This window comes from Pseudomonas sp. AE27 (assembly GCF_037113495.1).
GTDB lineage: Bacteria > Pseudomonadota > Gammaproteobacteria > Pseudomonadales > Pseudomonadaceae > Aquipseudomonas > Aquipseudomonas palmensis.
In genome coordinates this window covers 870,231-894,535 of record NZ_CP146966.1, presented here as the reverse complement: position 1 = coordinate 894,535, position 24,305 = coordinate 870,231, and the positions used below count along the sequence as shown (strand labels likewise).

General features: G+C 64.0%; 24 protein-coding genes. 18 read left to right on the top strand and 6 right to left on the bottom strand.

What is annotated here, in order from left to right; translation table 11 throughout:
* The first annotated feature begins 109 nt into the window (after nt 1-109).
* The 5 genes from V9K84_RS04170 to V9K84_RS04150 all read left to right on the top strand — a co-directional run bounded on the left by V9K84_RS04170 (nt 110) and on the right by V9K84_RS04150 (nt 3,752).
* On the top strand, nt 110-889 hold the full coding sequence (locus V9K84_RS04170; RefSeq protein ID WP_088515235.1) for an ABC transporter substrate-binding protein: 780 nt from the start codon (nt 110-112) through the stop codon (nt 887-889).
* 155 nt (nt 890-1,044) lie between these two features.
* A complete protein-coding gene (locus V9K84_RS04165; RefSeq protein ID WP_229589447.1) occupies nt 1,045-1,689 on the top strand; it encodes an ABC transporter permease subunit in 645 nt (214 codons plus the stop codon).
* Complete coding sequence (locus tag V9K84_RS04160) at nt 1,686-2,399, top strand: ABC transporter permease (RefSeq protein ID WP_043864512.1); 714 nt, start codon at nt 1,686-1,688, stop codon at nt 2,397-2,399. The genes V9K84_RS04165 and V9K84_RS04160 overlap by 4 nt, the downstream gene beginning before the upstream one ends.
* A 3-nt stretch (nt 2,400-2,402) precedes the next feature.
* A complete protein-coding gene (locus V9K84_RS04155; RefSeq protein WP_256582853.1) occupies nt 2,403-3,245 on the top strand; it encodes an ATP-binding cassette domain-containing protein in 843 nt (280 codons plus the stop codon).
* Nucleotides 3,246-3,257: 12 nt separating this feature from the next.
* The gene (locus tag V9K84_RS04150) at nt 3,258-3,752 is read left to right on the top strand and encodes an Lrp/AsnC family transcriptional regulator (RefSeq protein WP_043864513.1); all 495 of its coding nucleotides are present in this window, start codon (nt 3,258-3,260) and stop codon (nt 3,750-3,752) included.
* Nucleotides 3,753-3,801: 49 nt separating this feature from the next.
* On the opposite strand, the gene V9K84_RS04145 is transcribed toward V9K84_RS04150, so the two are convergent.
* Both V9K84_RS04145 and V9K84_RS04140 read right to left on the bottom strand, forming a co-directional pair.
* The gene (locus V9K84_RS04145; RefSeq protein WP_088515236.1) at nt 3,802-5,499 is read right to left on the bottom strand and encodes a GGDEF domain-containing phosphodiesterase; all 1,698 of its coding nucleotides are present in this window, start codon (nt 5,497-5,499) and stop codon (nt 3,802-3,804) included.
* Between the two features lie 21 nt (nt 5,500-5,520).
* Complete coding sequence (locus V9K84_RS04140) at nt 5,521-7,086, bottom strand: PAS domain-containing methyl-accepting chemotaxis protein (protein ID WP_088515237.1); 1,566 nt, start codon at nt 7,084-7,086, stop codon at nt 5,521-5,523.
* Between the two features lie 186 nt (nt 7,087-7,272).
* Between V9K84_RS04140 and V9K84_RS04135 the strand changes: the two genes are divergently transcribed.
* From V9K84_RS04135 to V9K84_RS04115, 5 genes are all read left to right on the top strand, one after another.
* A complete protein-coding gene (locus V9K84_RS04135; RefSeq protein ID WP_043864657.1) occupies nt 7,273-7,587 on the top strand; it encodes a helix-turn-helix transcriptional regulator in 315 nt (104 codons plus the stop codon).
* Nucleotides 7,588-7,838: 251 nt separating this feature from the next.
* Nucleotides 7,839-9,152 carry a C4-dicarboxylate transporter DctA gene (locus V9K84_RS04130; RefSeq protein WP_043864516.1) on the top strand — a complete coding sequence of 438 codons (1,314 nt, stop codon included), beginning with the start codon at nt 7,839-7,841 and terminating at the stop codon, nt 9,150-9,152.
* A 36-nt stretch (nt 9,153-9,188) separates the two neighbouring features.
* Nucleotides 9,189-9,893 carry a FadR/GntR family transcriptional regulator gene (locus V9K84_RS04125; protein WP_043864517.1) on the top strand — a complete coding sequence of 235 codons (705 nt, stop codon included), beginning with the start codon at nt 9,189-9,191 and terminating at the stop codon, nt 9,891-9,893.
* A gap of 14 nt (nt 9,894-9,907) precedes the next feature.
* Nucleotides 9,908-10,594 (top strand): GntR family transcriptional regulator, encoded by a 687-nt coding sequence (locus tag V9K84_RS04120; protein ID WP_043864518.1) that lies wholly within the window; start codon nt 9,908-9,910, stop codon nt 10,592-10,594.
* Between the two features lie 146 nt (nt 10,595-10,740).
* Nucleotides 10,741-11,106 (top strand): hypothetical protein, encoded by a 366-nt coding sequence (locus V9K84_RS04115; protein ID WP_063612014.1) that lies wholly within the window; start codon nt 10,741-10,743, stop codon nt 11,104-11,106.
* A 17-nt stretch (nt 11,107-11,123) separates the two neighbouring features.
* Here the strand turns inward: V9K84_RS04115 and V9K84_RS04110 are convergent, their stop codons facing one another.
* The 4 genes from V9K84_RS04110 to V9K84_RS04095 all read right to left on the bottom strand — a co-directional run bounded on the left by V9K84_RS04110 (nt 11,124) and on the right by V9K84_RS04095 (nt 15,683).
* Nucleotides 11,124-13,475 carry a TonB-dependent siderophore receptor gene (locus V9K84_RS04110; RefSeq protein WP_088515252.1) on the bottom strand — a complete coding sequence of 784 codons (2,352 nt, stop codon included), beginning with the start codon at nt 13,473-13,475 and terminating at the stop codon, nt 11,124-11,126.
* Between the two features lie 173 nt (nt 13,476-13,648).
* Entirely contained in the window at nt 13,649-14,623 is a 975-nt protein-coding gene (locus tag V9K84_RS04105) for a FecR domain-containing protein (protein ID WP_088515238.1), read from the bottom strand.
* 4 nt (nt 14,624-14,627) lie between these two features.
* Nucleotides 14,628-15,158, bottom strand: a complete 531-nt coding sequence (locus tag V9K84_RS04100; RefSeq protein ID WP_043864521.1) for a sigma-70 family RNA polymerase sigma factor — start codon at nt 15,156-15,158, stop codon at nt 14,628-14,630.
* A gap of 84 nt (nt 15,159-15,242) precedes the next feature.
* Nucleotides 15,243-15,683: a PACE efflux transporter gene (locus V9K84_RS04095; protein WP_043864659.1), complete on the bottom strand. Its 441-nt coding sequence runs from the start codon at nt 15,681-15,683 to the stop codon at nt 15,243-15,245.
* A gap of 99 nt (nt 15,684-15,782) precedes the next feature.
* Between V9K84_RS04095 and V9K84_RS04090 the strand changes: the two genes are divergently transcribed.
* From V9K84_RS04090 to V9K84_RS04055, 8 genes are all read left to right on the top strand, one after another.
* Nucleotides 15,783-16,673 (top strand): LysR family transcriptional regulator, encoded by an 891-nt coding sequence (locus V9K84_RS04090; RefSeq protein ID WP_043864522.1) that lies wholly within the window; start codon nt 15,783-15,785, stop codon nt 16,671-16,673.
* Nucleotides 16,674-16,817: 144 nt separating this feature from the next.
* Nucleotides 16,818-18,698, top strand: a complete 1,881-nt coding sequence (locus V9K84_RS04085; protein ID WP_058541318.1) for a methyl-accepting chemotaxis protein — start codon at nt 16,818-16,820, stop codon at nt 18,696-18,698.
* Nucleotides 18,699-18,853: 155 nt separating this feature from the next.
* Complete coding sequence (locus V9K84_RS04080) at nt 18,854-19,639, top strand: sulfite exporter TauE/SafE family protein (protein WP_043864524.1); 786 nt, start codon at nt 18,854-18,856, stop codon at nt 19,637-19,639.
* 479 nt (nt 19,640-20,118) lie between these two features.
* Entirely contained in the window at nt 20,119-20,445 is a 327-nt protein-coding gene (locus V9K84_RS04075) for a DUF485 domain-containing protein (RefSeq protein ID WP_088515239.1), read from the top strand.
* Nucleotides 20,442-22,100, top strand: a complete 1,659-nt coding sequence (locus V9K84_RS04070) for a cation acetate symporter (protein ID WP_088515240.1) — start codon at nt 20,442-20,444, stop codon at nt 22,098-22,100. The genes V9K84_RS04075 and V9K84_RS04070 overlap by 4 nt, the downstream gene beginning before the upstream one ends.
* Nucleotides 22,101-22,184: 84 nt before the next feature.
* Nucleotides 22,185-23,453, top strand: coding sequence for an OprD family porin (locus tag V9K84_RS04065; protein ID WP_088515241.1), 1,269 nt, complete (start codon nt 22,185-22,187; stop codon nt 23,451-23,453).
* A 134-nt stretch (nt 23,454-23,587) separates the two neighbouring features.
* On the top strand, nt 23,588-23,890 hold the full coding sequence (locus V9K84_RS04060) for a type II toxin-antitoxin system HigB family toxin (protein ID WP_054915303.1): 303 nt from the start codon (nt 23,588-23,590) through the stop codon (nt 23,888-23,890).
* Nucleotides 23,891-23,894: 4 nt separating this feature from the next.
* Nucleotides 23,895-24,284 (top strand): transcriptional regulator, encoded by a 390-nt coding sequence (locus V9K84_RS04055; protein ID WP_043864529.1) that lies wholly within the window; start codon nt 23,895-23,897, stop codon nt 24,282-24,284.
* Nucleotides 24,285-24,305 lie beyond the last annotated feature (21 nt).

Sequence of the window (24,305 nt, the reverse complement as noted above, 5' to 3'; positions counted from 1 at the left end):
CTGCCTTCACGCATTCTGACGCCAGACCGAAGAGTCACACACAGACCAAGGCTCAGGCCAACGAAGCGTTCACTGCCCTACATCAACTACAAGACACAGGGATACCTTTATGACCTCGCTGCGAAAGCTGCTCAGCGTGCTGCTCCTGCCCATGTGCGCGAGCACAGTCCAGGCCCAGGAATGGAAAGAAATCCGTTTCGGCGTGTTCCCCGAATACCCGCCCTTCGAATCCGTCGCCGCCGATGGCAGCCTGCAAGGTCTCGACATCGAGCTGGGCAATGCCATCTGTGAAAAGCTGCAGGTCAAGTGCACCTGGGTGCACAACGAATTCGACGGCATGATCCCGGCCCTGCGTGCACGCAAGTTCGACGCAATCATGTCGTCCATGGCGGTGACGCCGGCCCGTCAGAAGCAGATCGAGTTTTCCGATCGCCTGTTCCTCAGCCCCACCTCGGTGATCGTGCGCAAGGGCGCCGACTTCGGCGACACCCCCGAATCGCTCGAGGGCAAGACCGTTGGCGTGTTGCAAGGCTCGCTGCAAGAGGCCTACGCCCGCGCCAAGCTGGCGCCGCTGGGCGCCCGGGTCAAAGCCTACCAGGCCCAGAACCAGAACTATGCCGACCTCATGAACGGGCGCCTGGACGCCACCCTCACCGACAAGCTCGAAGCGCAGCTGAACTTCCTCAACACCCCCGAAGGCGCCGACTTCAAGAGCGGCCCGGCAATCAAGGACCCCACCCTGCCCCTGGACATCGCCATGGGCCTGCGCAAGAACGACGCCGAGCTCAAGGCGCTGATCGACAAGGGCATCGCCGCGGTGCTGGCCGATGGCACCTTCGCCAGGATCCAGCAGAAGTACGTCGGCGACCTCGATATCTACAACGAGTAATCGCCTGCAGAGCCCGGGCCTGCACGGCCCGGTGCGCTGTCGCACCCGCCTTTGGTCCTACCGAGAGTTTTCCCGTGAACGACTTCCTCACCTCCACCGGCTTGCAGGCGCTGAGCCTGCAGGGCTTCGGCCCGCTGTTGCTGCAAGGAACCTGGATGACCCTGCAACTGGCCTTTCTGTCACTGGGCCTGAGCCTGCTGCTGGGCCTGATCGGCGCCAGCGCCAAGCTGTCCTCGCTGCGCCTGCTGCGCATTCCCGCCACCCTCTACACCACGCTGATTCGCAGCGTGCCCGACCTGGTGCTGATCCTGCTGATCTTCTACACCCTGCAGCTGTGGCTCAACGACCTGACCGAGCTGCTTGGCTGGGATTACGTCGAGATCAACCCGTTCATGGCCGGCGTGATCACCCTGGGCTTCATCTATGGCGCCTACTTCACCGAGAACTTTCGCGCAGCGATCCTCAGCGTGCCCCATGGCCAGCTGGAAGCGGCTACCGCCTACGGGCTGAGCCGCGTGCAGCGCTTCCAGCTGGTGCTGTTCCCGCAACTGATGCGCTTCGCCCTGCCGGGGCTGGGCAACAACTGGCTGGTGCTGCTCAAGTCCACCGCGTTGGTGTCGATCATCGGCCTCTCCGACCTGGTAAAGGCTGCGCAGAACGCCGGCAAGACCACCAATGAGCCGTTGTACTTTCTGCTGTTCGCGGGGCTGGTCTACCTGCTTATCACCACCCTTTCCAATCGCCTGTTCAAGGTGCTGGAACGGCGCTACAACACCGGCATCAAGGGGTTGGCATCATGATCGAACTGCTTCAGGAATACGGCCGGGCCTACCTGTACAGCGATGGCGCGGGCATGTCGGGGCTGGCCATGACGCTGTGGCTGTTCATCGTGACCATGGTGCTGGGTTTGGTGCTGTCGTTGCCACTGGCGCTGGCGCGGGTGTCGCGCAAGCGCTGGCTGCGCTGGCCTGTAGAGCTGTACACCTTCGTGTTTCGCGGCACCCCGCTGTATATCCAGTTGTTGATCTGCTACACCGGGCTGTACGGGCTGGAGGTGGTGCGTGACAACGCGCTGCTCGACCAGTTCTTGCGCAATGCGCTCAACTGCACGCTGCTGGCCTTTGTGCTCAACACCTGCGCCTACACCGTGGAGATCTTCGCCGGGGCCATTCGCAACATTCCCCATGGCGAGATCGAGGCCGCCCAGGCCTACGGCCTGCATGGCTGGCGCCTGAACCTGTTCGTGGTGCTGCCGGCAGCCCTGCGCCGTGCGCTGCCGGTGTACAGCAACGAGCTGATCCTGATGCTGCATGCCACCTCGCTGGCGTTCACCGCCACCGTCGCCGACGTCCTCAAAGTGGCCCGCGACGCCAACGCCGCGACCTTTCTGACGTTCCAGGCCTTCGGCATCGCGGCCATTCTGTACATGCTGCTGTCCTTCGCGCTGGTCGGGCTGTTTCGCCTGGCCGAACGCCGCTGGATGCGTTTCCTTGTTCCTGCCCGAGGCTGACCCATGACCCTTTGCGCACACCCCCTGCCGGCCCATGGCCAGGCCCTGTACGAAACCCCCACCGCCCCGCGCGTCAGCAGCGCCGCCATCAAACTGAGCGTGGATGCCCTGCACAAGAGCTATGGCGATCACCAGGTACTCAAGGGCGTCTCGCTGCAGGCGCGCAAGGGCGGCGTGATCAGCCTGATCGGCGCCAGCGGCTCGGGCAAGAGCACCATGCTGCGGTGCATCAACTTTCTCGAACAGCCGGACTCGGGCGTGATCACCCTCGACGACCAGAGCATCGAGATGCACCAGGGCCGCGCCGGCACCCGCGCGCCGAACCCGGCCCAGCTGCAGAACCTGCGCACGCGCCTGGCCATGGTGTTCCAGCACTTCAACCTGTGGAGCCACATGACCGTGCTGGAGAACATCTGCCTGGCGCCGCGCCGCGTGCTTGGGGTGAGCCCGCGCGAAGCCGAGGCCCGCGCCCGCGCCTACCTGGACAAGGTCGGCTTGCCAGGGCGCGCGGCCGATCAGTACCCGGCATTCCTGTCTGGCGGGCAACAGCAGCGCGTGGCCATTGCCCGGGCGCTGGCGATGGAACCGGAGATCATCCTGTTCGACGAACCGACCTCGGCACTGGACCCGGAACTGGTTGGCGAAGTGCTCAAGGTGATACAGACGCTGGCCGAGGAAGGCCGTACCATGCTGATGGTCACCCACGAGATGGGCTTTGCCCGCCAGGTGTCTAGCCAGGTACTGTTCCTGCACCAGGGCCGGGTCGAGGAACAGGGCGGCCCGCAGATGCTCGACCAGCCGCAGAGCGAACGCCTGCAGCAATTTCTTTCCAACCGTTTGAAGTGAACCGACGCCACCATGGACACCAAGGCCAACCGCTTGCATGACACGCCGCCTCTGGATCGGATCGACGAGGCGATCATCGACGTACTGCGTCACAACGGGCGCATCACCTACGAGAAGCTGTCTTCGCTGGTGCACCTGACGCCCAGGCCTTGCCTGGAGCGGGTGCGCAAACTGGAGCGACGCGGGGTGATACGTGGTTATGGCGCGATCATCGATGTGCAGCGGGTGTCGCCAGGGTTGTCGCTGCTGGTGCTGGTGGCGTTGTCCAACCAGAGCGGGCGCTCGGCCCAGCGGGCCTTCGAGGCCTGCATGAAGGCCTGCCCGCAGGTATTCGAGTGCCAGCTCATCAGCGGGCATTTCGACTACAGCCTGCGCATGCGCTGCCGGGACATGGAGCATTACCGGGTGCTGAGCGAAACCTGGATGAACAACGACGAGCTGCACATCGACAAGCTGGTGGCGCACCCGGAACTGGCGGTGGTGAAGAACACGGCGCCGCAGTTGTAGCGCCGGCCCTGCAGGAGCCGGCCTTGCCGGCCAAGGGCCCGATGCGGCATTACGCCTGGCGCAACACCACCCACTCATGCGGCTGCACATACTCGCGCACCCATCCCACCACCTCCGCCGCCGGCATCGGCCGGGCGATGCCGTAGCCCTGCGCCACATCGCAGCCAAGCCCCATCAGCACCTCGCCATGCTCCACCGTCTCCACCCCCTCGGCGATCACCTGGCGCCCGAAGGCCCGTGCCAGGCCGATCACCGCGCGGGTCAGGGCCAGGTCATCCTGGTCATGCAGGATGTCGCGCACGAACGACTTGTCGATCTTGATCGCCTGGGTGGGCAGGCGCTTGAGATAGCTCAGCGACGAGTAGCCGGTGCCAAAGTCATCCAGTGAAAACTGCACCCCCAACTGCTGACACGCCTCCAGGCATTCGCTGACCCGCTTGATGTTCTCGATTGCCACCGACTCGACGATCTCAAGGTCGAGCATGCGCGGCGCAACCCCGTCATGACGCACAAGCAACAGGCGCAGGCGCTCGACGAAGTCAGACCGTTGAAAGTGGCGCGCCGCGATGTTCACGCTCACCGACCAGCGATACCCGGCGTCCTGCCAATGCTGCATCTGCGCCATCGCGCGGTCGATCACCCACTCGCCGATGTCCACGATCAGGTCGGTCTGCTCGATCAACGGCAGGAACTCCGCTGGCGGCACCAGCCCCTTGACCGGGTGCTGCCAGCGCAGCAAGGCCTCGAAGCCCAGCACCTCGCCACTGCGCATGTTCACCTTGGGCTGGTAGAACAGGCGCAGCTCGCCATTCTTCATGGCGCGGCGGACCCGCTCAACCGTCTGGTGCGTGGCCTTCACTTCCTGGTCCAGCGATACGTCGAACAGGTGGAAGCGGTTGCGTCCGCTCTGCTTGGCCACGTACATCGCCTGGTCGGCATGGCGCAGCAGGGTGTCGGCATCATCGTTGTCGGCCGGGTACAGGGTCACGCCGATACTGGCGCTGACACTGATCTGCTGGCCACGAATCGAATACGGCGCCGCCACCGCCGACAGCACCCGCCCCAGCACCGTGCGCAACTGCGCCTGGCCCTCGACATGGCGCAGAATCAGCACGAACTCGTCACCAGACAACCGCGCAACCGCATCGCCGCCACGCAGTATGCCCTTGAGCCGCGCCGCCACCTCGACCAGCAGCAGGTCGCCGCAGGCATGCCCATAGCCGTCGTTGACCGCCTTGAAGCCGTCCAGATCGAGCATGCACACCGCCAGCGGGAACTGCTCGGTGCGCGAGAATTCCAGGGCCTGGTTCAGCAGGTCCGAAAGGAATGCGCGGTTGGGCAGCCCGGTGAGCACGTCATGCCCCACGCGCCATTGCAGGGTGTGCACCAGCTGGCGTTTCTCGCTGACGTCGAAGCGGATCGACACATACTTGCGGACCTTGCCGGTGGCCGGGTCCAGCAGTGGCACCATGGTGCTGTCGACCCAGTACAACGAGCCGTTCTTGGCGCGGTTGCAGATCTCGCCCTTCCAGACCTTGCCGGCTACCAGCGATGCCCACATGCTCTCGAAGAAGTCACTGCCGTGCAGGCCGGAATTGAGGATGCGGTGGTTGGCCCCCAGCAGCTCTTCACGGCTGTAGCCGGAGATGCTGCAGAACTGCTGGTTGACGTAGGTGATGCGTCCGGCGAGGTCGGTTTCGGAAAAGATCGCGGCCGCGTCGACGGCCGCGCGGTAGTTGTCATCCATGCTCGTTCACTCGCCTGGCGGCTATCGGTTGAAGCGTTCAACCAAGGCACGCAGGCCGCTGGAAATATGCTCAAGCTCGCCACCACGGGTGGCGGCGGCATTGGCGTTGTCGGCAGTCTTCTGCACCGTGCCGGCTACCCGATTGATCTGCTGCGACACGTCCTCCGCCACGTAGGACTGCTCCTGCGAGGCGGCCGCCATCTGCTGGGTCATATCGGTGATGCGTGCCACCGCCTCGCGAATGCCTTGTAGTGCGCGTTGCGCCTCGACCACCTGCGCCACGCCCTGCTCGGCCTCCTGGATGCCCAGGTTGGCGATGCTCACCGCGTCATCGGCGCCGCTGCGCAGGGTCTCGATGATGCCCTGGATCTGCTGGGTCGACTGGCGGGTCTTGCCCGCCAGGGCGCGCACCTCATCGGCCACCACGGCAAATCCGCGGCCCTGCTCGCCAGCACGCGCCGCTTCGATGGCAGCGTTGAGCGCCAGCAGGTTGGTCTGGTCGGCAATCGCCTGGATCACGCTGGCAGCCAGCATGATGTCCTGGGTCTGCCCGGCCAGGTGGCCGACCGCCTGGTTGATCTGGGTGACGGTGCTGGCCAGCAGCTGGATCGCCTCGCGCGAGGTACCGGCCACCTGGCTGCCCTGTTCGGCCAGCTGGTTGGCCGTGCCGGCCTCGCTGGCGGTCTGCTGTACATGCACCGCCACTTCGGCGATGGATGCCGCCATCTCGGTCATCGCCGCCGCGGTCATGTCGGTTTCGGCGCGCTGGTCGAGCAGCGCCAGCTCGGTGGCATTGGACAGCCGGCTGGAATCGCTGGCGGCCACGGCCATCTGGTTGGCCAGGTCGCTCAGGCGCGTCAGCGCGGTTTTCAGGCGCGCCTCTTCACTGATCAATACCATCTGCAGTTGCGCGGTCGGCCCCAGCGCTTCGCTGTAGGCCAGCGCACTGATCGGGTCGGAGAACGTGTTGGGGGTGCTGCGCACGATCTGGCGCACTTCATGGCGCAGGCGATTGTGCCCCCACAGGCCCACCGCCACGAACAGCGCCAGCGTGATGCCCTGCCCGCCCCAGCCCGGCAACAGCCGGTTGGCGCCCATGGCCAAAGCGGCTGCCAGCAACGGCAGCGCAAGCACGCGGCCCTGCAGGGCCAGGCGACGCCCGAAGGGCACGGGGGGCTTGCCTTCACGCAGACGGGCATACAGCGCTTCGGCGCGCTGCACCTGATCGCGAGTGGGCTTGACCCGTACCGATTCGTAGCCGACCAGGCGGCCGTGCTCGAGCACCGGTGTGACGTAGGCGCTGACCCAGTAGAAGTTGCCGTTCTTGCAGCGGTTCTTGACGATGCCCATCCAGCTCTGGCCGGCCTTGAGGTACTGCCACATCAGGGCAAATACGGCAGGTGGCATGTCCGGGTGGCGCACCAGGTTGTGCGTGCTGCCGATCAGTTCCGCCTGGCTGAAGCCACTCATGGCGGCGAATTCGGCATTGCAATAGGTGATGTTACTGTCGGTATCGGTGGCGGAAATCAGCCGCTGATGGTCCGGAAAGGTCTGTTCGACAGCCGTGACCGGCAGATTGAGACGCACGTTAAAACTCCCTGAAGCGCACGCTAAAGCCTTGTCCAGCGGCCCTGAAACCTGCAGCGTAAATGTCGGTCCAAGTGAACGATTCTACGAAATACATCACATTTTGCAAGGAAAGGTGATGAAACGTGGCGTTGTGCAATGCCAATATTTATCGTTAAGTTCTTGATTCTAAATGGGAATCGAGCGATGGAATTATCTAGTTTGGGTCCAGCCATCAGACGCTATCGCAAGGTAGCCGGGCTTACTCAGGCTGAACTTGGCGAAAAAACCGGTTTTGACCCCAAAACCATAAGCCGCTTTGAAACCGGCACCTACACCCCCAGTGTCGAAGCGCTGTTCACCTTTGCCGACGTGCTGGGCGTCAAGCTCAATGCCTTTTTCGCCGACCTGGAAGATGCGGACGAGCAACGTGCCTACTTGTTCGGTGTTATTCACAAAGCTCCACCCAAGGACCTGGGAAAGCTGATTGCAGCGGTAGACCTGGCCCTTTCCAAGCCTTGATCACTGCCCTCGCAAAAGCGTGACAGGCGCCTGCCACTGTTGCTTGAAGCGCTTTTGTCGTCGATAAGTACTGCAACTGGTCAGACCGGTAAAACCGATCTGATGCCCTGGATTCGCGAAATACTTGCAAACCCGCAAAAACCCCGCATACACTGCGCCTGCACTGGACATACCGGTAAGACCACAATAATTAAGTCTGTCGCTCGGCGCTTGTTGCCAGAAGCACGGACACCGACCAGAGATCCCTCCCCATGCTCAAATGGTGCTCGCGTTCGATCTTCCTCCAAGTGGTGCTCGGCCTGATGCTCGGCATCGCCTGCGGCCTGAGCTTTCCTGAAGTTTCCCTCCAACTCAAACCCCTCGGTGACGGCTTCATCAAGCTGATCAAGATGCTCATCGGGCTGATTGTGTTCTGCGTGGTGGTCAGCGGCATTTCCGGTGCCGGCGACCTCAAGAAGGTTGGCCGCATCGGCCTCAAGTCGGTGATCTACTTCGAAGTGCTGACCACCATTGCGCTGGTGCTGGGGCTGGTACTGGCATTCACCTCAGGCATCGGTACCGGTGCCAACATCCACCTCGACCAGTTGTCGACCGCCGATGCCGGCGCGCTGGCCGAGCGTGGCCAGCATATCCAGGGTACGGCAGCGTTCCTCATGGGCCTGATACCCAATTCGGTGCTCGGCGCCTTCGCCGACAACAACATCCTCCAGGTGCTGCTGTTCTCGGTGCTGTTCGGCAGCGCCCTGAACCTGGTGGGCGAGGCCGCGTCGGGCATCACCCGGCTGATAAACGAACTGAGCCATGTGATCTTCCGCATCATGGGCATGATCGTGCGCCTGGCGCCGATCGGCGTGTTCGGCGCCATCGCCTTCACCACCAGCCAGTACGGCCTGGACTCGCTGCAACACCTGGGCGGCCTGGTGGCGCTGTTCTACGTGACCTGTGCAGGCTTCGTGCTGGTGATCCTGGGGACAGTGATGCGCGTCTCGGGCCTGAAGCTGTTCCCGTTCCTCAAGTACATGCGCGAAGAACTGGGCATCGTGCTGGGTACTGCTTCGTCCGATGCGGTCCTGCCGCAGATCATGCGCAAGCTCGAACACCTGGGCATCGGCAGCTCCACCGTCGGCCTGGTGATCCCCACGGGCTACTCCTTCAATCTGGACGGGTTCTCGATCTACCTCACCCTGGCCATCGTGTTCATCGCCAACGCCACCGGCACGCCGCTGGCCATGACCGACCTGCTGACCATCCTGCTGGTGTCGCTGATCACCTCCAAGGGCGCCCACGGCATTCCGGGGTCGGCGCTGGTGATTCTGGCCGCCACCCTCACGGCAGTACCGGCCATCCCGGTGGTGGGCCTGGTGCTGGTGCTGGCGGTGGACTGGTTCATGGGCATCGGCCGCGCGCTGACCAACCTGATCGGCAACTGCGTGGCCACCGTGGCCATCGCCCGCTGGGAAAAGGACATTGATCTGGAACGCGCCAACAACGTACTCAACGGCAAGCAGGGCTTCAGCTTCCAGACGCGCAAGCTGCCCACCCCTGCCCATCAACAGGAATTCTAGGCAACGACGTATGCATGTGTTTTCAGGGAGCAAACAGTGATTACCTCATCGACGGTAGTGAATGCGGTAGTGGAGAAACTGCGCCAGGCACTGGCCCGTGGCCAGTGGCGCTCGGGCGAGATGCTCCCGGGTCAGCGAGAACTGGCCGAGCAACTGGGCATCAGCCGGCCAAGCCTGCGCGAGGCGGTCACGGTGCTGGAGACCCTCGGCCTGGTGCGTTCCATGCCAGGCAAGGGAGTGCTGGTGCTCGACCCCGGTACCCAGGAGCTGGTACAGGCCCCCGCGGCCGTGGCCGGAGCCAGCCTGGAGGACGTACTGCAGCTGCGTTACACGCTGGAGCCGTTCATTGTCGGGCTAGTGGCGCAGTCGGTCAGCAGCAAGGAAATCGGCCAGTTGCGCCTGACCCTGATGGACATGCGCGAGGCCCTGGAGGCCTGCGACAGCGAAGCCGGGGTGCGCGCCTACCTGGCATTTCACGAAGAGCTGTTCGCACTGACCGCCAACCCGATTTTCCAGAGTGTGGTGCAGCAGACCAGCAATGCCCTCAAGCAGAGCGCCCAGGTGCTGCACAACTCGCCCGAGCACCTGGCCGCGCGCCTGGAAGAGAACGAGGCGGTGGTGCGCGCCATCCGCAACAAGGACAGCGCCCAGGCCAGTGCGCAGATGCGCCGGCACATTCTGCAGGAAGGCCTGCGCATGGGCATCGAATTGACCATTCCGGATGAACACCCGGGCAACTGACCAGGAGAGCGACCATGAACGCCTGCCCTGCTACCCCGTCCGCGATCGCCCTGCCCGCGCTGCTGGCGGCCGGCGAGCAGCGCCTGAGCGCTGACGAGATCTACCCGCGCCTGTTCGATGCGATCCTCGAACAGCGCCTGGCGCCAGGTACCGCGCTGACCGAGCAGGCGCTGGGCCAGGCCTTCGGCGTGAGCCGCACGGTGATCCGCCGCGTGCTGGGGCGCCTGTCCGACCAGCAGGTGGTGGTACAACGCCCGGCGCACACCGCCCGGCTGGCCGCACCCGACCCGCAGCAGGCGCGCCAGGTGCTCAGTGCCCGGCGCCTGGCTGAAACCACGCTGATCGGGCTGGCGGCGCGGCGCACCAGTGCCCCACGCATCCGCCAGTTGCGCGAGCTGATTGCCCGCGAGCGCAAGCACCACGAGCAGGGCCATCGGTGCACGGCGATTCGTCTGGGGGGCGAGTTTCACCTGAAGCTGGCGGAGATGGCCGACAATGCCCCGTTGACGCGGTTTCTCAACGGGCTGGTGCCCATGACGTCGCTGATCATTGCCCAGTACGAGACCCAGCCTTGCGAACACTGCGCCTGGCAGGAACATGCAGCCCTGGTGGACGCACTGGAGGACGGCGACAGCGAGGCGGCGCTGCAGTTGATGCACCAGCACCTGGACCGCATCGAGGCCAAGCTGAGCCTGGATTGAGAATGGCGGTGCGCCTTTCGCCGGCAAGGCCGGCTCCTGCAGGAGGTGTTGTGCAGGAGCCGACCTTGCCGGCGAAGGGTCTTGCTGCGCTTGACCTGCCAACGACAAACCGCGCAGCATCGGGCATCCCCACAAGAGCCCGCCCCGTGACCCCAGAACAACGCCACAACGTCCGCGCCCTGCTCTCCGAGTCGTTCGTCGACAGCTGGGTGGACTACGCCTGGATCGCCCGCGAACTCGAACCCTTCGACCTGGCCGAGCTCAAGCGCATCTTCTACGAGGAAGTCGCGCCGGTCTGCTACTACAACATCGTGGCACCGGTACCACCGGTATGGACCGGTTTCGAGCCGGTATCGCTCAACGAAGAAATCGAAGAGCTGCTGGAGGCGCGCCGACGCAACCCGTTGCGCCGGCATTGGGACCGACTGTGGGCCGCCACCTGGATCCGCCTGTGGAGCCAGGAATGCTGGGACGCGATCCACCAGGCCTGCCTCGCCCAACGGCAGGCCTGACACCTCGGCACGCTGGCTCAGAAGTCCCAGCGAGTGGTCACCATCACGTTGCGCGGGTCGCCATAAGAGGCCGAGTTGTAGAAGCCGATATTGGTGAAGTAGGCCTTGTCGAACACGTTGTTGACGTTCAGCGTGGCCGACAGCTGCTCGCTGATCTGGTAACGCGCCATCAGGTCCACCAGCCAGTAAGGGTCCTGGGCAAACTCTTCGTCGCGCTTCTTGACGTTGTTCGACAACACCTGCCAGCCCTTGCCCTGCCAACGCGCACCACCGCCGATGGTCAAGCGGTCGAGCGCCCCCTTGAGCTTGTAGCTGGTGTAGAAACTGACCTGGTCCTCGGGCTCCCAGGTCGACACCTTCTTGCCCTGGTCATCGCGGATCACCTTGTGGGTGTAACCCCCCTGCAGTTGCCAGCCCTCAGCCAGTTCGCCGGAGATCTCTGCCTCATAACCCTTGGTCTTGGCCTTGATGCCTTCGTAGGCATACTCGACCGCCGGGTTGGTCGGGTTGCCGTTGTAGGCCCGGTCCTCTTCGCCCCGGCTGCTCTGGTGAATCTCGAAATACGCCAGGCTCGCATTCAGGCGCCCGTCCAGGAACTCACCCTTCAGGCCCACCTCGTAGTTCTGCCCTTCATCCGGGTCGAGCAGGCGGTTGTTGCGGTCGCGGTACCAGGCATCCTGCGGCATGAAGATATCGGTGTAGCTGGCGTACAGCGACAGGTAGTCATTGAGGTCGTACACCGCCCCCAGGTAGGGCAGCAGGCGATCGTCCTCGCGGCCGTTGGCGGTCACGCCGTTGATGCGGTAGTTGGCCAGGCGTGCACCGAGCAGCAGCGTCAGGTCGTCGGTGGGGTGCAGGCGGGTGGTCACGTAGGTGCCGGTCTGACGCACGCGGTCATCCACGGTCTGGGTCTGCTCCCCCCAGTCCGGTTCGGGGGTGTTGCCGTTCCAGCTGCCGTAGTCGACGGAGTTGCCATTGGGGTACCGGGCGCTCCACCAGCCCTTGCCTTCCCAGTGAGACTGGGCAAACGAGGTACCGATCACCAGTTCGTGCTCACGCCCCAGCAGCTCGAACGGCCCGCTGGCGTAGAGGTCGGCCGAATTGCTCACCGTCTCGCCCGTGTATTTGGCCGAATAGAGGCTGGCGGTGCCGTCGGCGCGCGGGTAGTAACCCTGGATCGAGCCCAGCGGCGCGTCATAGCCGTTGATCTTGTGGTCCAGCTGCGCCTTGGCAACCCAGCCGTTGGCCAGGTGATGCTCCAGGCTGGCAAACACGGTGCGGGTGTACTGGTTCCAGTGGCTCCACTTGGCGCCGTTGTTGAAGTGGCGTGGCAGGTCGTTGCGGTTGCCCTGGGCATCGAACAGCGGAATGCTGCCCGACCAGCTCGAGCCTTCCGGCTTGTTGTCCTGGTAGTCACCGCCCACGGTGAGCAGGGTGTCCGGGCTCAGGTCGAATTCGAGGATGCCGTAGTAGACGTTGGTCTTGCGCTGGTAGTGGTCCATGAACGAGTGCTTGTCCTGGTAGGCCGCCACCGCACGGCCGCGCACGTTGCCGCTGTCGGTCAGCGGGCCGCCCACGTCGAGTTCGCTGCGATAGTTGTCCCAGCTGCCGGCGCCCAGGGTGAAATGCCCCTTGAAATCGGCAGTCGGCTTCTTGCGCACCAGGTTGATCGTGGCCCCCAGCGACCCCGCGCCGGTGAGCAGGCCGGTAGCGCCCTTGAGCACTTCCACGCGGTCATAGATGGCCATGTCGCTCAAGGTGTTGCCGGCCGAATAGCCGACGTTGCGCGCCGTCGAGGGGATGCCGTCGTACTGGAAGTTGTTGATCGAGAAGCCGCGGGCATAGTAGCTGGTGCGGTCGCTGTCGAAGGCCGACACGGTGATGCCCGGGGTATGGCGCATCACATCGTCGATGTTGTTGAGCCCGAAATCGTCCATGTGCTGACGGGTGACCACGGTGATGGTCTGGGGCGTTTCGCGCGGTGTCAGCACCAGCCGTGTGGCGGTGGCGATGGTGCCTGGCGTGTAGGAGCCGCTGTCTTCGGTGATGGTACCCAACTGGTTGCTGGTGACTTCGGTCACGCCCAGGTTCAGCGCCCCGGCAGTTTGCGGCAGCGGGGCCAGGCTGTAGCGCCCGTCGTCTTCACGCACGGCCATCAGGCCATTGCCCTCGAGCAACGCCTGCAGGCCCTGATCGACACTGTAACGCCCGTGCAGGCCGGCGCTGGTCTTGCCCGCGGTCAGGCTCGGTGCGAACGACAGCACCACGCCGGCCTGGGCGGCGAAGCGGTTCAGAACCTGACCCAGGTCGCCATGGTCGAGGTTGTATTCGGTCGGTGTGGTGCTGTCGGCGTGCGCAATGCCCGGCATCGCCAGCGGCCACAGCAGGGTGGAGCACAACAGCGTGGTACGCAGCCTTGCCGCGACCGGTGATCGGGTATTCATCGGTTCTTTTCTCTTCTGGTTGGCAGTCAGGCCATCACGCCTGCATGCCTAGAAGTCGAACGAAGGAGCGAATACCTATCATTTACGAAAAATATTTTTCAGGTCGTGAGGGGTTCGATGCTTACCCAGTATTTTGTGCGCCGCTCGACCCGCACCGGCAGGGTCTTGCCGATGGCGCGCAGAATCTGCTCGGTGTCGTCGAGCTTGAAGGTACCGCTGATACGCAGGCTGGAAACCTCGTTGGCACATTTGAGCCAACCGGCGCGATAACGCCGCAGCTCGGCGATGAATACCCCCAGCATCTGGTCGTTGGCAATCAGCAGCCCCCTGCGCCAGGCATCGCGGTCGGGCTCCAGTGGCGAGCCAAGCACGAACTTGGGGTGTGAAAACCGCACCTGATCCCCGGCATCGACCACCGCCCCCCCCATGCCATCGCGCGGCATCACGCCCACCTGGCCCTGGTACACCGCCAGTTGCGTGCTGCTGGCGTCGCTGTCGCGGCGCACCAGAAAGCGCGTGCCCAGCGCTTCGACGGTGCCGTTGACGGTCTGCACCCGCAACGGGCGCCCGGCCTTGTCGGCGGCGCTGGTGATCATCACCTCGCCCTGGCGCAGTACCAGCAGGCGCTGCTGGTTGTCGTAGCGCACATCCAGGGCAGTGTCGGTGTTGAGTTCGAGCCGGGTGCCATCGGCAAGGGTCAATGCCTGACGCTTGCCGACGCGGGTATGGTAGTCCGCCGTCCACGGCCCGCTGCTCAGCTCTCGGTAGCCGGCCCAGCCCAGGCCGCTGGTGCCGGCCAGCACCAGTATGCCCTTGAGCACGCCGCGCCGCGGGATCGCGGCAGGCTGCCCGGCGATGTCCAGGGTACGCCCGGCCAGCCCGCCAGATAGCTGGCCAAGCCGCTGCTGAACCTGGACGACCTGTTGCCAGGCCCAGCGATGCTGGTCGTGGGCGTCCAGCCAGGTCTGCCACGCTTGCCGGTCGGTATCATCCACGGCATCAGCATTGAGGCGGGCGCGCCAAAGCGCAGCCTGTTCCAGCGCGGCGCGCTGGAGAGGGTCGAGAGTAGCCATGGGGTCACGAGTCGGCTTGCAGGCTGTACAGCGTACAGTGGTGAAAGGCCTTGGCGATATAGCGGGTGACCGTCACCTCGGAAACCCCCAGCTCCTCGCCAATCAGCCTGTAGGTCATGCCATCGAGCTGCGACAGCAGAAAGGCCCGGCGTATGCGCGGGCCGAGCCCCGCCAGCATGGCATCCAGCTCGCACAGGGTCTGCAGCAGGATCAGCCGCTCCTGCTCGGATATCTCCACCGCTTCGGGCTGCTCGGCCAGTGCCTGCAACCAGGCCCGCTCGAGGCGGGCACGGCGAAAGTAGTCGATCATCAAACGTCGCGCGATGGTGGCCAGGTAGCCGCGTGGTTCGCGTACCGCGCCGAGCCGGTCGCTGGCGTCCGGGGCGCTGAGCACCCGCACGAACACGTCCTGCATCAGGTCGGCCGCCAGGTGCCGACAGGCCACCCGCGGACGCAGCCAGCCCTGCAACCAGCGGTGGTGGTCCTGATAGATACGGCTGACCTGTTCGCGCAACGCGGGATCGGGAGTGGACATGGGCGACCGGGGGTACGAATGAGAATTCCTATCATTCTATGCCTAGCCGACGCTCAGAAGCAAAGCATCGCGGGCCTGCACGACCTACACGGCGGGCGATACCTGTGCCGATGCCGAACTCGGCAGCCCGAACACCCGATCGAACAGCCAGTTGTAGAGGAACGTGTAGCACGGGATCAGGATGATGAACGCCAGGTCCACCACGAAGGCCTCCCACAGCGAAATCCCCAGCCACCAGGCAATCAGCGGGATCAGGTACACCACCAGGGTCAGCTGGAACCCGATCGCGTGCGCCACGCGCCGGGCCACGCTGCGCCCCCGTGTGGCCTGGCGGCTCTCCCAGTACTCGAACAGGGTGTTGTAGATGAAATTCCATACCATCGCGATGGTGGTGATCATCACGGCCAGCGGCCCGGTGTTGCTGGGCGCGGTGCCGGACAGCAGCGCCAGCCCGAGTGTCGACAGGCACAGCCCGATACCTTCATAGGCCGTTACATACACCAGCTTGCGTTTCAGACCTTGCACCTTTTCACCCCTCGGCAAATCAAATTCGGCCGGCAGGATGCGTCAATCTTCTTGACAGAAAAAGTCAGCAGCTATCAGATCTACTGAAAGGAGAGGCTGATGAATTTTTCCAGCGACACTATCGAACTGTTTCTTGCAGTGCTCGACCGCGGCTCGTTCTCGGCTGCCGCCCGGGCATTGGGGCGGGTACCCTCGGCAGTCAGCATGGCCATCGCCAACCTGGAGGCGGAGCTAGGCTTTGCCCTGTTCGAGCGTACCCACCGTGAAACCCGCCCCACCCCGCTGGCTCTGGCGCTGGAGCCCCATGCCCGGCTGATCGCCGACCAGCTGACGCAGCTTCAGGTGCACGCCATCGAGCTTTCCCAGGGCCTGGAAAGCACCCTGGCCATCGGCGTGGTGCCCGACATCGATCACCAGCCGCTGCTCCAGGCCATCGGCCAGATCAGCCAGCGCCACCCGCTGCTGCAGGTGGAGGTGCTCAGCGCCCCGCAGGAAGATGCGCTGCACCTGCTGCACGAGGGTCGCGTGCAGCTGTGCCTGGCGTTTGCCGGGCTGACGGTCGACCCGCGCCAGCGCTTCGAACAGGTCGGCATGGAGTCGCTGACCGCCACCCTCTCGCCCCATCACCCCGCGCTGGGCGAGCAGGTGCGCTACCTCGAAGACCTGGTCAACGTGCGCCAGATCGTGGTGGCCAGCCGCGATTTGCCGATGCTCGACCCCCGCGTGCTGATCGGTGCCTCGCACTGGCGCACCGATAGCCTGAGCATGGCCATCGAGATGGTCGAGGCCGGGCTTGGCTGGGGCGACTTCCCGCTGTCGCGCATTGCCCCGCTGCTCAAGGCCGGGCGACTGGTGCAACTGGATTTTCGCAACACCCGCAATGAACTGCGCCTGCCGGTGCATGCCTTCTGGCTCAAGCAGCAGCCGCTGCAACGCGCTGCCCAGGAGCTGGTGAGGTTGCTGAGACAGACCGCAGCCCTGGCCGACTGACCCCGCGTCAAAATGGTACGTAAATATTTCGTGGTTTCAGCCGATACCTGAAAGGTCAGTCGCGTGCAATTCACGATGGCGGTGCTCACAAGGCTCCGACCCGTGACGCCGTCACTTCCCCTATCTGGCTAAAGGTCTCGAAACATGAACCTGAAATTTCGCCACAAGATCCTGCTCAGCGCCGGCGCAGTCGTCGTGCTGGCCTTTGCACTGTTCACCCTCTACAACGATTACCTGCAACGCAACACCATCCGCCAGAACATCGAATCGTCGGTCAACCAAGCCGGCGCGCTGACAGCCAGCAGTGTGCAGAACTGGATGAGCGGGCGCATCCTGGTGCTGGAAAACCTGGCCCAGAACATCGCCCACCAGGGCGCCAATGCCGACTTCCCAGGGCTGGTCGACCAGCCCGCCTTCACATCGAACTTCCAGTTCACCTATGTGGGCCAGACCAACGGCGTGTTCACCCAGCGCCCGGACGCGAAAATGCCCGACGGCTACGACCCGCGCCAGCGTCCCTGGTACACCGCCGCTGTCGCCGCCGGCAAACCCATGCTCACCCCACCCTACCTGGCGGCTGTCGGCGGGCTGGTGGTGACCATTGCGATGCCGGTCAAGAGCAACGGCGAACTGGTCGGCGTGGTGGGCGGCGACCTGAGCCTGGCCACCCTGGTGGACATCATCAATGCCGTGGACTTCGGCGGTATCGGCCACGCCTTCCTGGTCGACCGCGACGGGCAGATGATCGTCAGCCCGGACAGCGACCAGGCCATGAAGAACCTCAAGGACATCTACCCCGGCAGCAACCTGCAGGTCGCCGCCGGCCTGCACGACGTGACCCTCAACGGCGAACAGCGGATCATCTCGTTCGCCCCGGTCAGCGGCCTGCCGTCGGCCGACTGGTACATCGGCCTGTCCATCGACAAGGCAAAGGCCTACGCCCCGCTGAGCCAGTTCCGCACCTCGGCCATCATCGCCATGCTGATCGCCGTGGCCGCCATCGCCGGCCTGCTGAGCCTGCTGATTCCGGTGCTGATGCGCCCCCTCACCACCATGGGCCGCGCCATGCAGGACATCGCCCAGGGCGAAGGCGACCTGACCCGGCGCCTGACCGTGGAAAACAAGGATGAATTCGGCGAACTGGCCGGTGCCTTCAACCAGTTCGTGGAGCGCATCCATGCATCGATTTCCGAAGTGGCCTCGGCCACCCGCCAGGTGCACGACCTGTCGGAACGCGTGATGAGCGCCTCCAACGCCTCGATCATCGGCTCCGAGGAACAGAGCCTGCGCACCAACAGCGTGGCCGCTGCAATCAACGAACTGGGCGCCGCCACCCAGGAGATCGCGCGCAACGCCGCCGATGCCTCGCAACATGCCAGCGGTGCCAGCGACCAGGCCAACGATGGTCGCCAGGTGATGCAGGAGACCATCAGCGCGATGACGGCGCTGTCGCAGAAGATCAGCGAGTCGTGCGAGCAGATCGAAACCCTCAACGCCAGCACCGATGACATCGGCCAGATCCTCGACGTGATCAAGGGCATCTCGCAGCAGACCAACCTGCTGGCACTCAACGCCGCCATCGAGGCAGCACGGGCCGGTGAAGCCGGTCGCGGCTTTGCCGTAGTGGCCGACGAAGTGCGCAACCTGGCGCACCGTACCCAGGAATCGGCCGAAGAGATCCACAAGATGATCACCACCCTGCAGGTGGGGTCGCGCGAGGCAGTGCACAACATGAACGCCAGCCAGGTGTCCAGCGAGCAGAGCGTGCAGGTCGCCAACCAGGCCGGCGAACGCCTGACCAGCGTGACCCTGCGCATTGGCGAGATCGACGGCATGAACCAGTCGGTAGCAGCCGCCACCGAGGAACAGACCGCCGTGGTCGAGAGCCTGAACCTGGACATCACCCAGATCAACGTGCTCAACCAGCAGGGTGTGGCCAACCTCAACGACACCCTCAAGCACTGCGATGACCTGGCGCGTCAGGCCGGGCGCCTCAAGCAACTGGTAGACAGCTTCAAGATCTGACCCCCGCCCTCGCCCATCGGCCGCCCAGGCGGTCGATGGCACCCTCGCCTGCTGCGTTACGGTTATAAACTAATAACGAACAAGTCTATTTGGCTATAAAAAAACCTTTATGCTGGCGCCATCCGATCACGGGCTCGCTGGGTGTTTAGGTATTTATGGATGTAGGTTCTTTTGGTTTCACCATCGCAGGCCTGGTTGTTGGGTTCATTGTCGGCATGACCGGCGTTGGCGGTGGTTCGTTGATGACCCCGATCCTGCTCTGGTTCGGCATCAACCCGGCCACTGCAGTGGGCACCGACCTGTTGTATGCGGCCATCACCAAGGCCAGTGGCGTCTGGGTGCACAGCAAGCAAAAGAACATCGACTGGAAGATCACCGGGCTGCTGGCCATGGGCAGCGTGCCAGCGGCGGCCTTGACCCTGTGGTTTCTGAGCACCCTGCATACCGACACCCAGACGCTCAACGGCGTGATCAAGCAGGGCCTGGCGGTGGTGCTGATCCTCACGGCGCTGGCCATCCTGTTCAAGTCGCGGTTGCAGGCGTTTGCCAGCAAGCACGCCGGTGACCGCTACCACCTCAGCGAACGCAGCCTCAACGCCCTGACCGTGGTCACTGGCGTGGTGCTGGGCGTGATGGTGTCACTGACCTCGATTGGCGCGGGCGCCCTGGGCACTGTCGCGCTGTTTCTGCTGTACCCGTACCTGGTCACCCGGCGCCTGGTGGGCACCGAGATCGCCCACGCCGTACCTCTGACCCTGGTCGCCGGCCTGGGCCATGCGAGCATGGGCAACATGGACTGGTCGTTGCTGGGCTACCTGCTGCTGGGCTCGTTGCCGGGGATCTACCTGGGCAGCCACCTGACCGGGCGCATTTCCGACAACGTACTGCGCCCTTGCCTGGCGGGGATGCTGTTGCTGATCGGGTACAAGCTCGCGTTCTGAGCGCATCTTTCCGACAGCGCGTCGACGCCATTCGCCGGCAAGGCCGGCTCCTACCGTGATCATGTAGGAGCCGGCCTTGCCGGCGAAGCTTTTTTATGACGCAACGTATAGTAGTATTACCATACGTCGCAGGTAGTACTTCCATAACAACCCGACATTGTTATATAAGATGCCCGGAGCCATCTGCGCTGCCGCCACCGACAAGGGGGCAGCTGACATCAAGAGCTAACAATCAGCCAACGGGTGCCACACATGTCGAATTCTCACCAGGGCCTCGCCCCTGCCTGTACGAGCCTGCTCAACCTCGGCTCACCCCCGCGCACGTTACCCCGCCCCGCGACCTGATCGCGGCGCGCCGGCGCCTGCCCCACCGCATTTACCGTCTGGCTGCGAGCCCTGCCCGCCGCCCTGACGCCCCACACCCGCAACAAAGTCGATGGCCCGCCCCAGGCAATAAAAACAACAAAGGAGCCCCACCCATGACGCACGCCCCAACCGATCACGCGCAGAGTTGCGACCGCATCCGCGCCAACCCCAAATTCCAGCAACTGGTGCGCACCCGATCGCGCCTGGCCTGGTCACTCAGCGCCGCAGTGCTGGGTGCCTACTACCTGTTCATGCTGGTGGTGGCGTTCTACCCGCAGGTGCTGCACACACCGCTGGGGGACGGTCGCCAACTGACCCTCGGCATTCCCGTGGCCTCGGCACTGATCGTGCTGTCGTGGCTGCTGACCGGCTGGTACGTGCGCAGAGCCAATACCCGCTTCGACAGCCTCAGCGCACAGGTACTGGAGGAGTCGAAATGAACCGCACCGCACTGCTAGTGCTGAGCAGCCTGCTGCTGACCCCGGCGGCTTTCGCGGCGCCGCTGGTGGCCGACAAACAACCGGTCAACCTGCACGCCATCGCGATGTTCTTCGTGTTCGTGCTGGGCACCCTGGCGATCACCTGGAGGGCCGCGCGCCAGACCCGCTCCACCTCCGACTTCTACACCGCCGGCGGCGGCATCAGCGGTTTTCAGAACGGCCTGGCGATTGCCGGCGACTACATGTCGGCGGCCACCCTGCTGGGCCTGTCGAGCCTGGTGTTCGCCAAGGGCTACGACGGCTTCATCTACACCGTGGCGTTCTTCGTCGGCTGGCCGATCATCACCTTCCTGATGGCCGAGCGCCTGCGCAACCTGGGGCGCTACACCTTTGCCGACATCGTGTCGTACCGCCTGGACCAGACCCGCATCCGCACCTTCGCCGCCTTCGGCTCGCTGACCGTGGTGTGCTGCTACCTGGTGGTGCAGATGGTGGGTGCCGGGCAACTGATCAAGCTGCTGTTCGGCCTGGACTACAGCACCGCAGTGATGGTGGTGGGCGCCCTGATGCTGGTGTACGTGATCTTCGGCGGCATGATCGCCACCACCTGGGTGCAGATCATCAAGGCCGTGCTGTTGCTGGCCGGTGGCACCACCCTGGCGCTGCTGGCCATGGCCGAGTTCGGCTTCAGCCTGGAAACCCTGGCCAGCCGCGCAGTGAACGTGCACAGCACAGGCTGGAGCATCATGGGCCCCGGCTCGATGCTGGCCGACCCGATCAACGCCGCGTCGCTGTCGCTGGGGCTGGTGTTCGGCATCGCCGGGCTGCCGCATATCCTGATGCGCTTTTTCACCGTGCCCAACGCCAAGGAAGCACGCAAGTCGGTGTTCTACGCCACCGGCTTCATCGGTTTCTTCTTTCTGGTGGTGATGGTGCTGGGCTACGCGGCCATCGTCATCGTCGGCACCGACCCGCAGTTCTACGTGGACGGCGACCTCAAGGGCGCGCTGATCGGTGGCGGCAACATGGTCGCCATGCACCTTGCAAAGGCGGTGGGCGGCAACCTGTTCCTGGGCTTCCTGTCGGCGGTGGCCTTCGCCACCATTCTCGCGGTGGTGTCGGGCCTGGCACTGGCCGGTGCGTCGGCCATCTCCCATGACCTCTACGCCACCGTGTGGAAAAAGGGCACCGCCAGCGAAAAGGACGAGATGCGCGTGACCCGTATCGCCACCGTCGGCCTGGGCATCATCGCGATCCTGCTGGGCATCCTGTTCGAGAAGCAGAACGTGGCCTTCCTGGTGGGCCTGACCTTCGGTATCGCGGCCTCCACCAACTTCCCGGTGCTGATCATGGCCATGTACTGGAAAGGCCTGACCACCCGCGGCGCGCTGGCCGGCGGCTTTGCCGGGCTGATCACCGCGCTGGGGCTGGTGATCCTGTCGCCGGCGGTGTGGGTGTCGGTGCTGGGCAACGCCCAGGCGATCTATCCCTATGACCATCCGGCACTGTTTTCCATGCCGCTGGCGTTCCTGGTCACGGTGATTGTGTCCAGGCTCGACCGCAGCGCCCGCGCAGCCCGCGAACGTGCGGCCTTCGACGACCAGTTCGTGCGCGCACAGACTGGCCTGGGCGCCGCTACCGCCGTCAGCCACTGAACCACTGCAACCCCTGTCACGGGCCGCTACGGCGGCCCGTGCGGGCATCGCTGCACCTCATAAAAACAAAAAAGAGGATTTACCATGCACCGCACTTTCCCACCGTTCAGCCTTGGCCTGCTGGCCACGGCAACACTCGCCGGCGTTTGCAGCACGGCCAACGCGGCCTTTGTCGATGACAGCAAGGCCAGCGTGGAACTGCGCAACTTCTACTTCAACCGCGACTTTCGCCAGCACGAGGCCCCGCAGTCCAAGGCCGAGGAATGGGCCCAGGGCTTTGTGCTGCGCTACGAGTCCGGCTTTACCGAGGGCACCCTGGGCGTTGGGGTGGACGCCATCGGCCTGCTCGGGCTCAAGCTCGATTCCAGCCCCGAACGCAGTGGTAGCGGCCTGCTGCAGCGTGACCGCGAGGCACCGCGCCGTGCCCAGGGCGAGTACAGCGAGCTGGGCCTGACCGCCAAGGTGCGCGCCAGTCACAGCGTGTTGAAGGTCGGCACCCTGATACCCAGGCTGCCGGTGCTGATGCCCAACGACTCGCGCCTGTTGCCGCAGACCTTTTCCGGCGGGCAGTTGAACGTGCAGGAGCTGGAGAACCTGAACCTCGACATCGGCCGGCTGCGCCAGGTCAACCAGCGCGACTCCACCGACTACGAGGACATGGGCGTGACCACGGGCGCGGCAAAAAACATCGTGGCCCGGCGCAGCGACAGCGATCGCTTCGACTTCGCCAGCCTTAGCTACAAGTGGACCGACAGCCTGACTACCAGCTACAGCTACGGTGCGCTCGACAACCTCTACCGCCAGCACTTCGTGGGCCTGAACCACACCTGGGCGCTGGGCGAGGGGCAGTCGCTCAAAAGCGATGTCCGGTTCGCCCGCTCCAGCGACGACGGCGCCAGCAACGTCGACAACAAGGCGCTGGGGGCGATGTTCACCTATGGCATACAGGGCCACGCCTTCGGTGTGGGCTACCAGCGCATGCGCGGCGACACCGGCTTTGCCTACCTCAACGGTGCCGATGCCTACCTGGTGAACTTCGTGCAGATCGGCGACTTCGCCAACAAGGACGAAACCTCGTGGCAGGCCCGCTACGACTTCAACTTCGCCAGCGTGGGCCTGCCGGGGCTGACCTTCATGACCCGCTACCTGCGCGGCGACGGCATCGACCTGGGTGCGGGGCGGCCCGATGGCAAGGAGTGGGAGCGCGACACCGATATCGGCTACGTGGTGCAAAGCGGCCCGCTGAAAAACGTCGGCGTGAAGTGGCGCAACGCCACGGTACGCTCCACGCATTTCGGCAACGACCTGGACGAGAACCGGCTGATCCTGTCGTACACCGTTGCACTCTGGTAATTGAACATTGGCCATTCGCCGATAACACTCAGGCGTTGCTCGTGGTCCAGAGGGCAACGTCTGACGTCATCAAGCGACGAACAACTGGAAGTCGCGCTTGAAAAAGTCCCACCTTGGGACCAGAATGGGGCCTTATGAGAATCATTGCCATCAGTCACCTGAAAGCATTTTCCGAGAAGCATCCTGCATCCAAGCAACCCTTGCTCTCATGGATTGACGAAGCCAGGCAGGCAAGATGGTCCACGCCTGCGGATATCAAGGCGCAGTTCGGCAATGCCAGCATCCTCAAAAGTCGCAGAGTGGTGTTCAATATCAAAGGCAATGACTATCGGATCGTGGCTGCCGTGGCCTATCGCTTCGAAGCCATCTACATCAAGTTTGTCGGTACTCACGAACAATACGATGGCATTGACGCCGACACCGTTGAGATGGAGTGATCCTGTGAACATTCACCCAATTCATACCGAGCAGGACTACAAGGCCGCGTTGAACGCAGTGTCCGAGCTGTTCGACAACGAGCCGGAACCCGGCACGCCCGAAGGTGATTACTTCGATGTCATGGTCACGCTGATAGAGGCGTATGAGACCAAGCAGTTTCCGCTCGACCTGCCCGACCCCATCGAGGCTATTCGCTTCAGAATGGAGCAGTCCGGCCTGAGCGCCGCCGACCTGGTACCGGCAATCGGCCGGAAGAACCGGGTCTACGAAGTACTCAATGGAACGAGAGCGCTGACACTGCCGATGATATGGCGGTTGCACGAAATGTTCGGAATTCCGGCGCAAAGCCTGATAAAACCTCGACAAGTACAGGGCGTCGACACTACACGTTGACTGCTTGCGCAGAGCTATCGA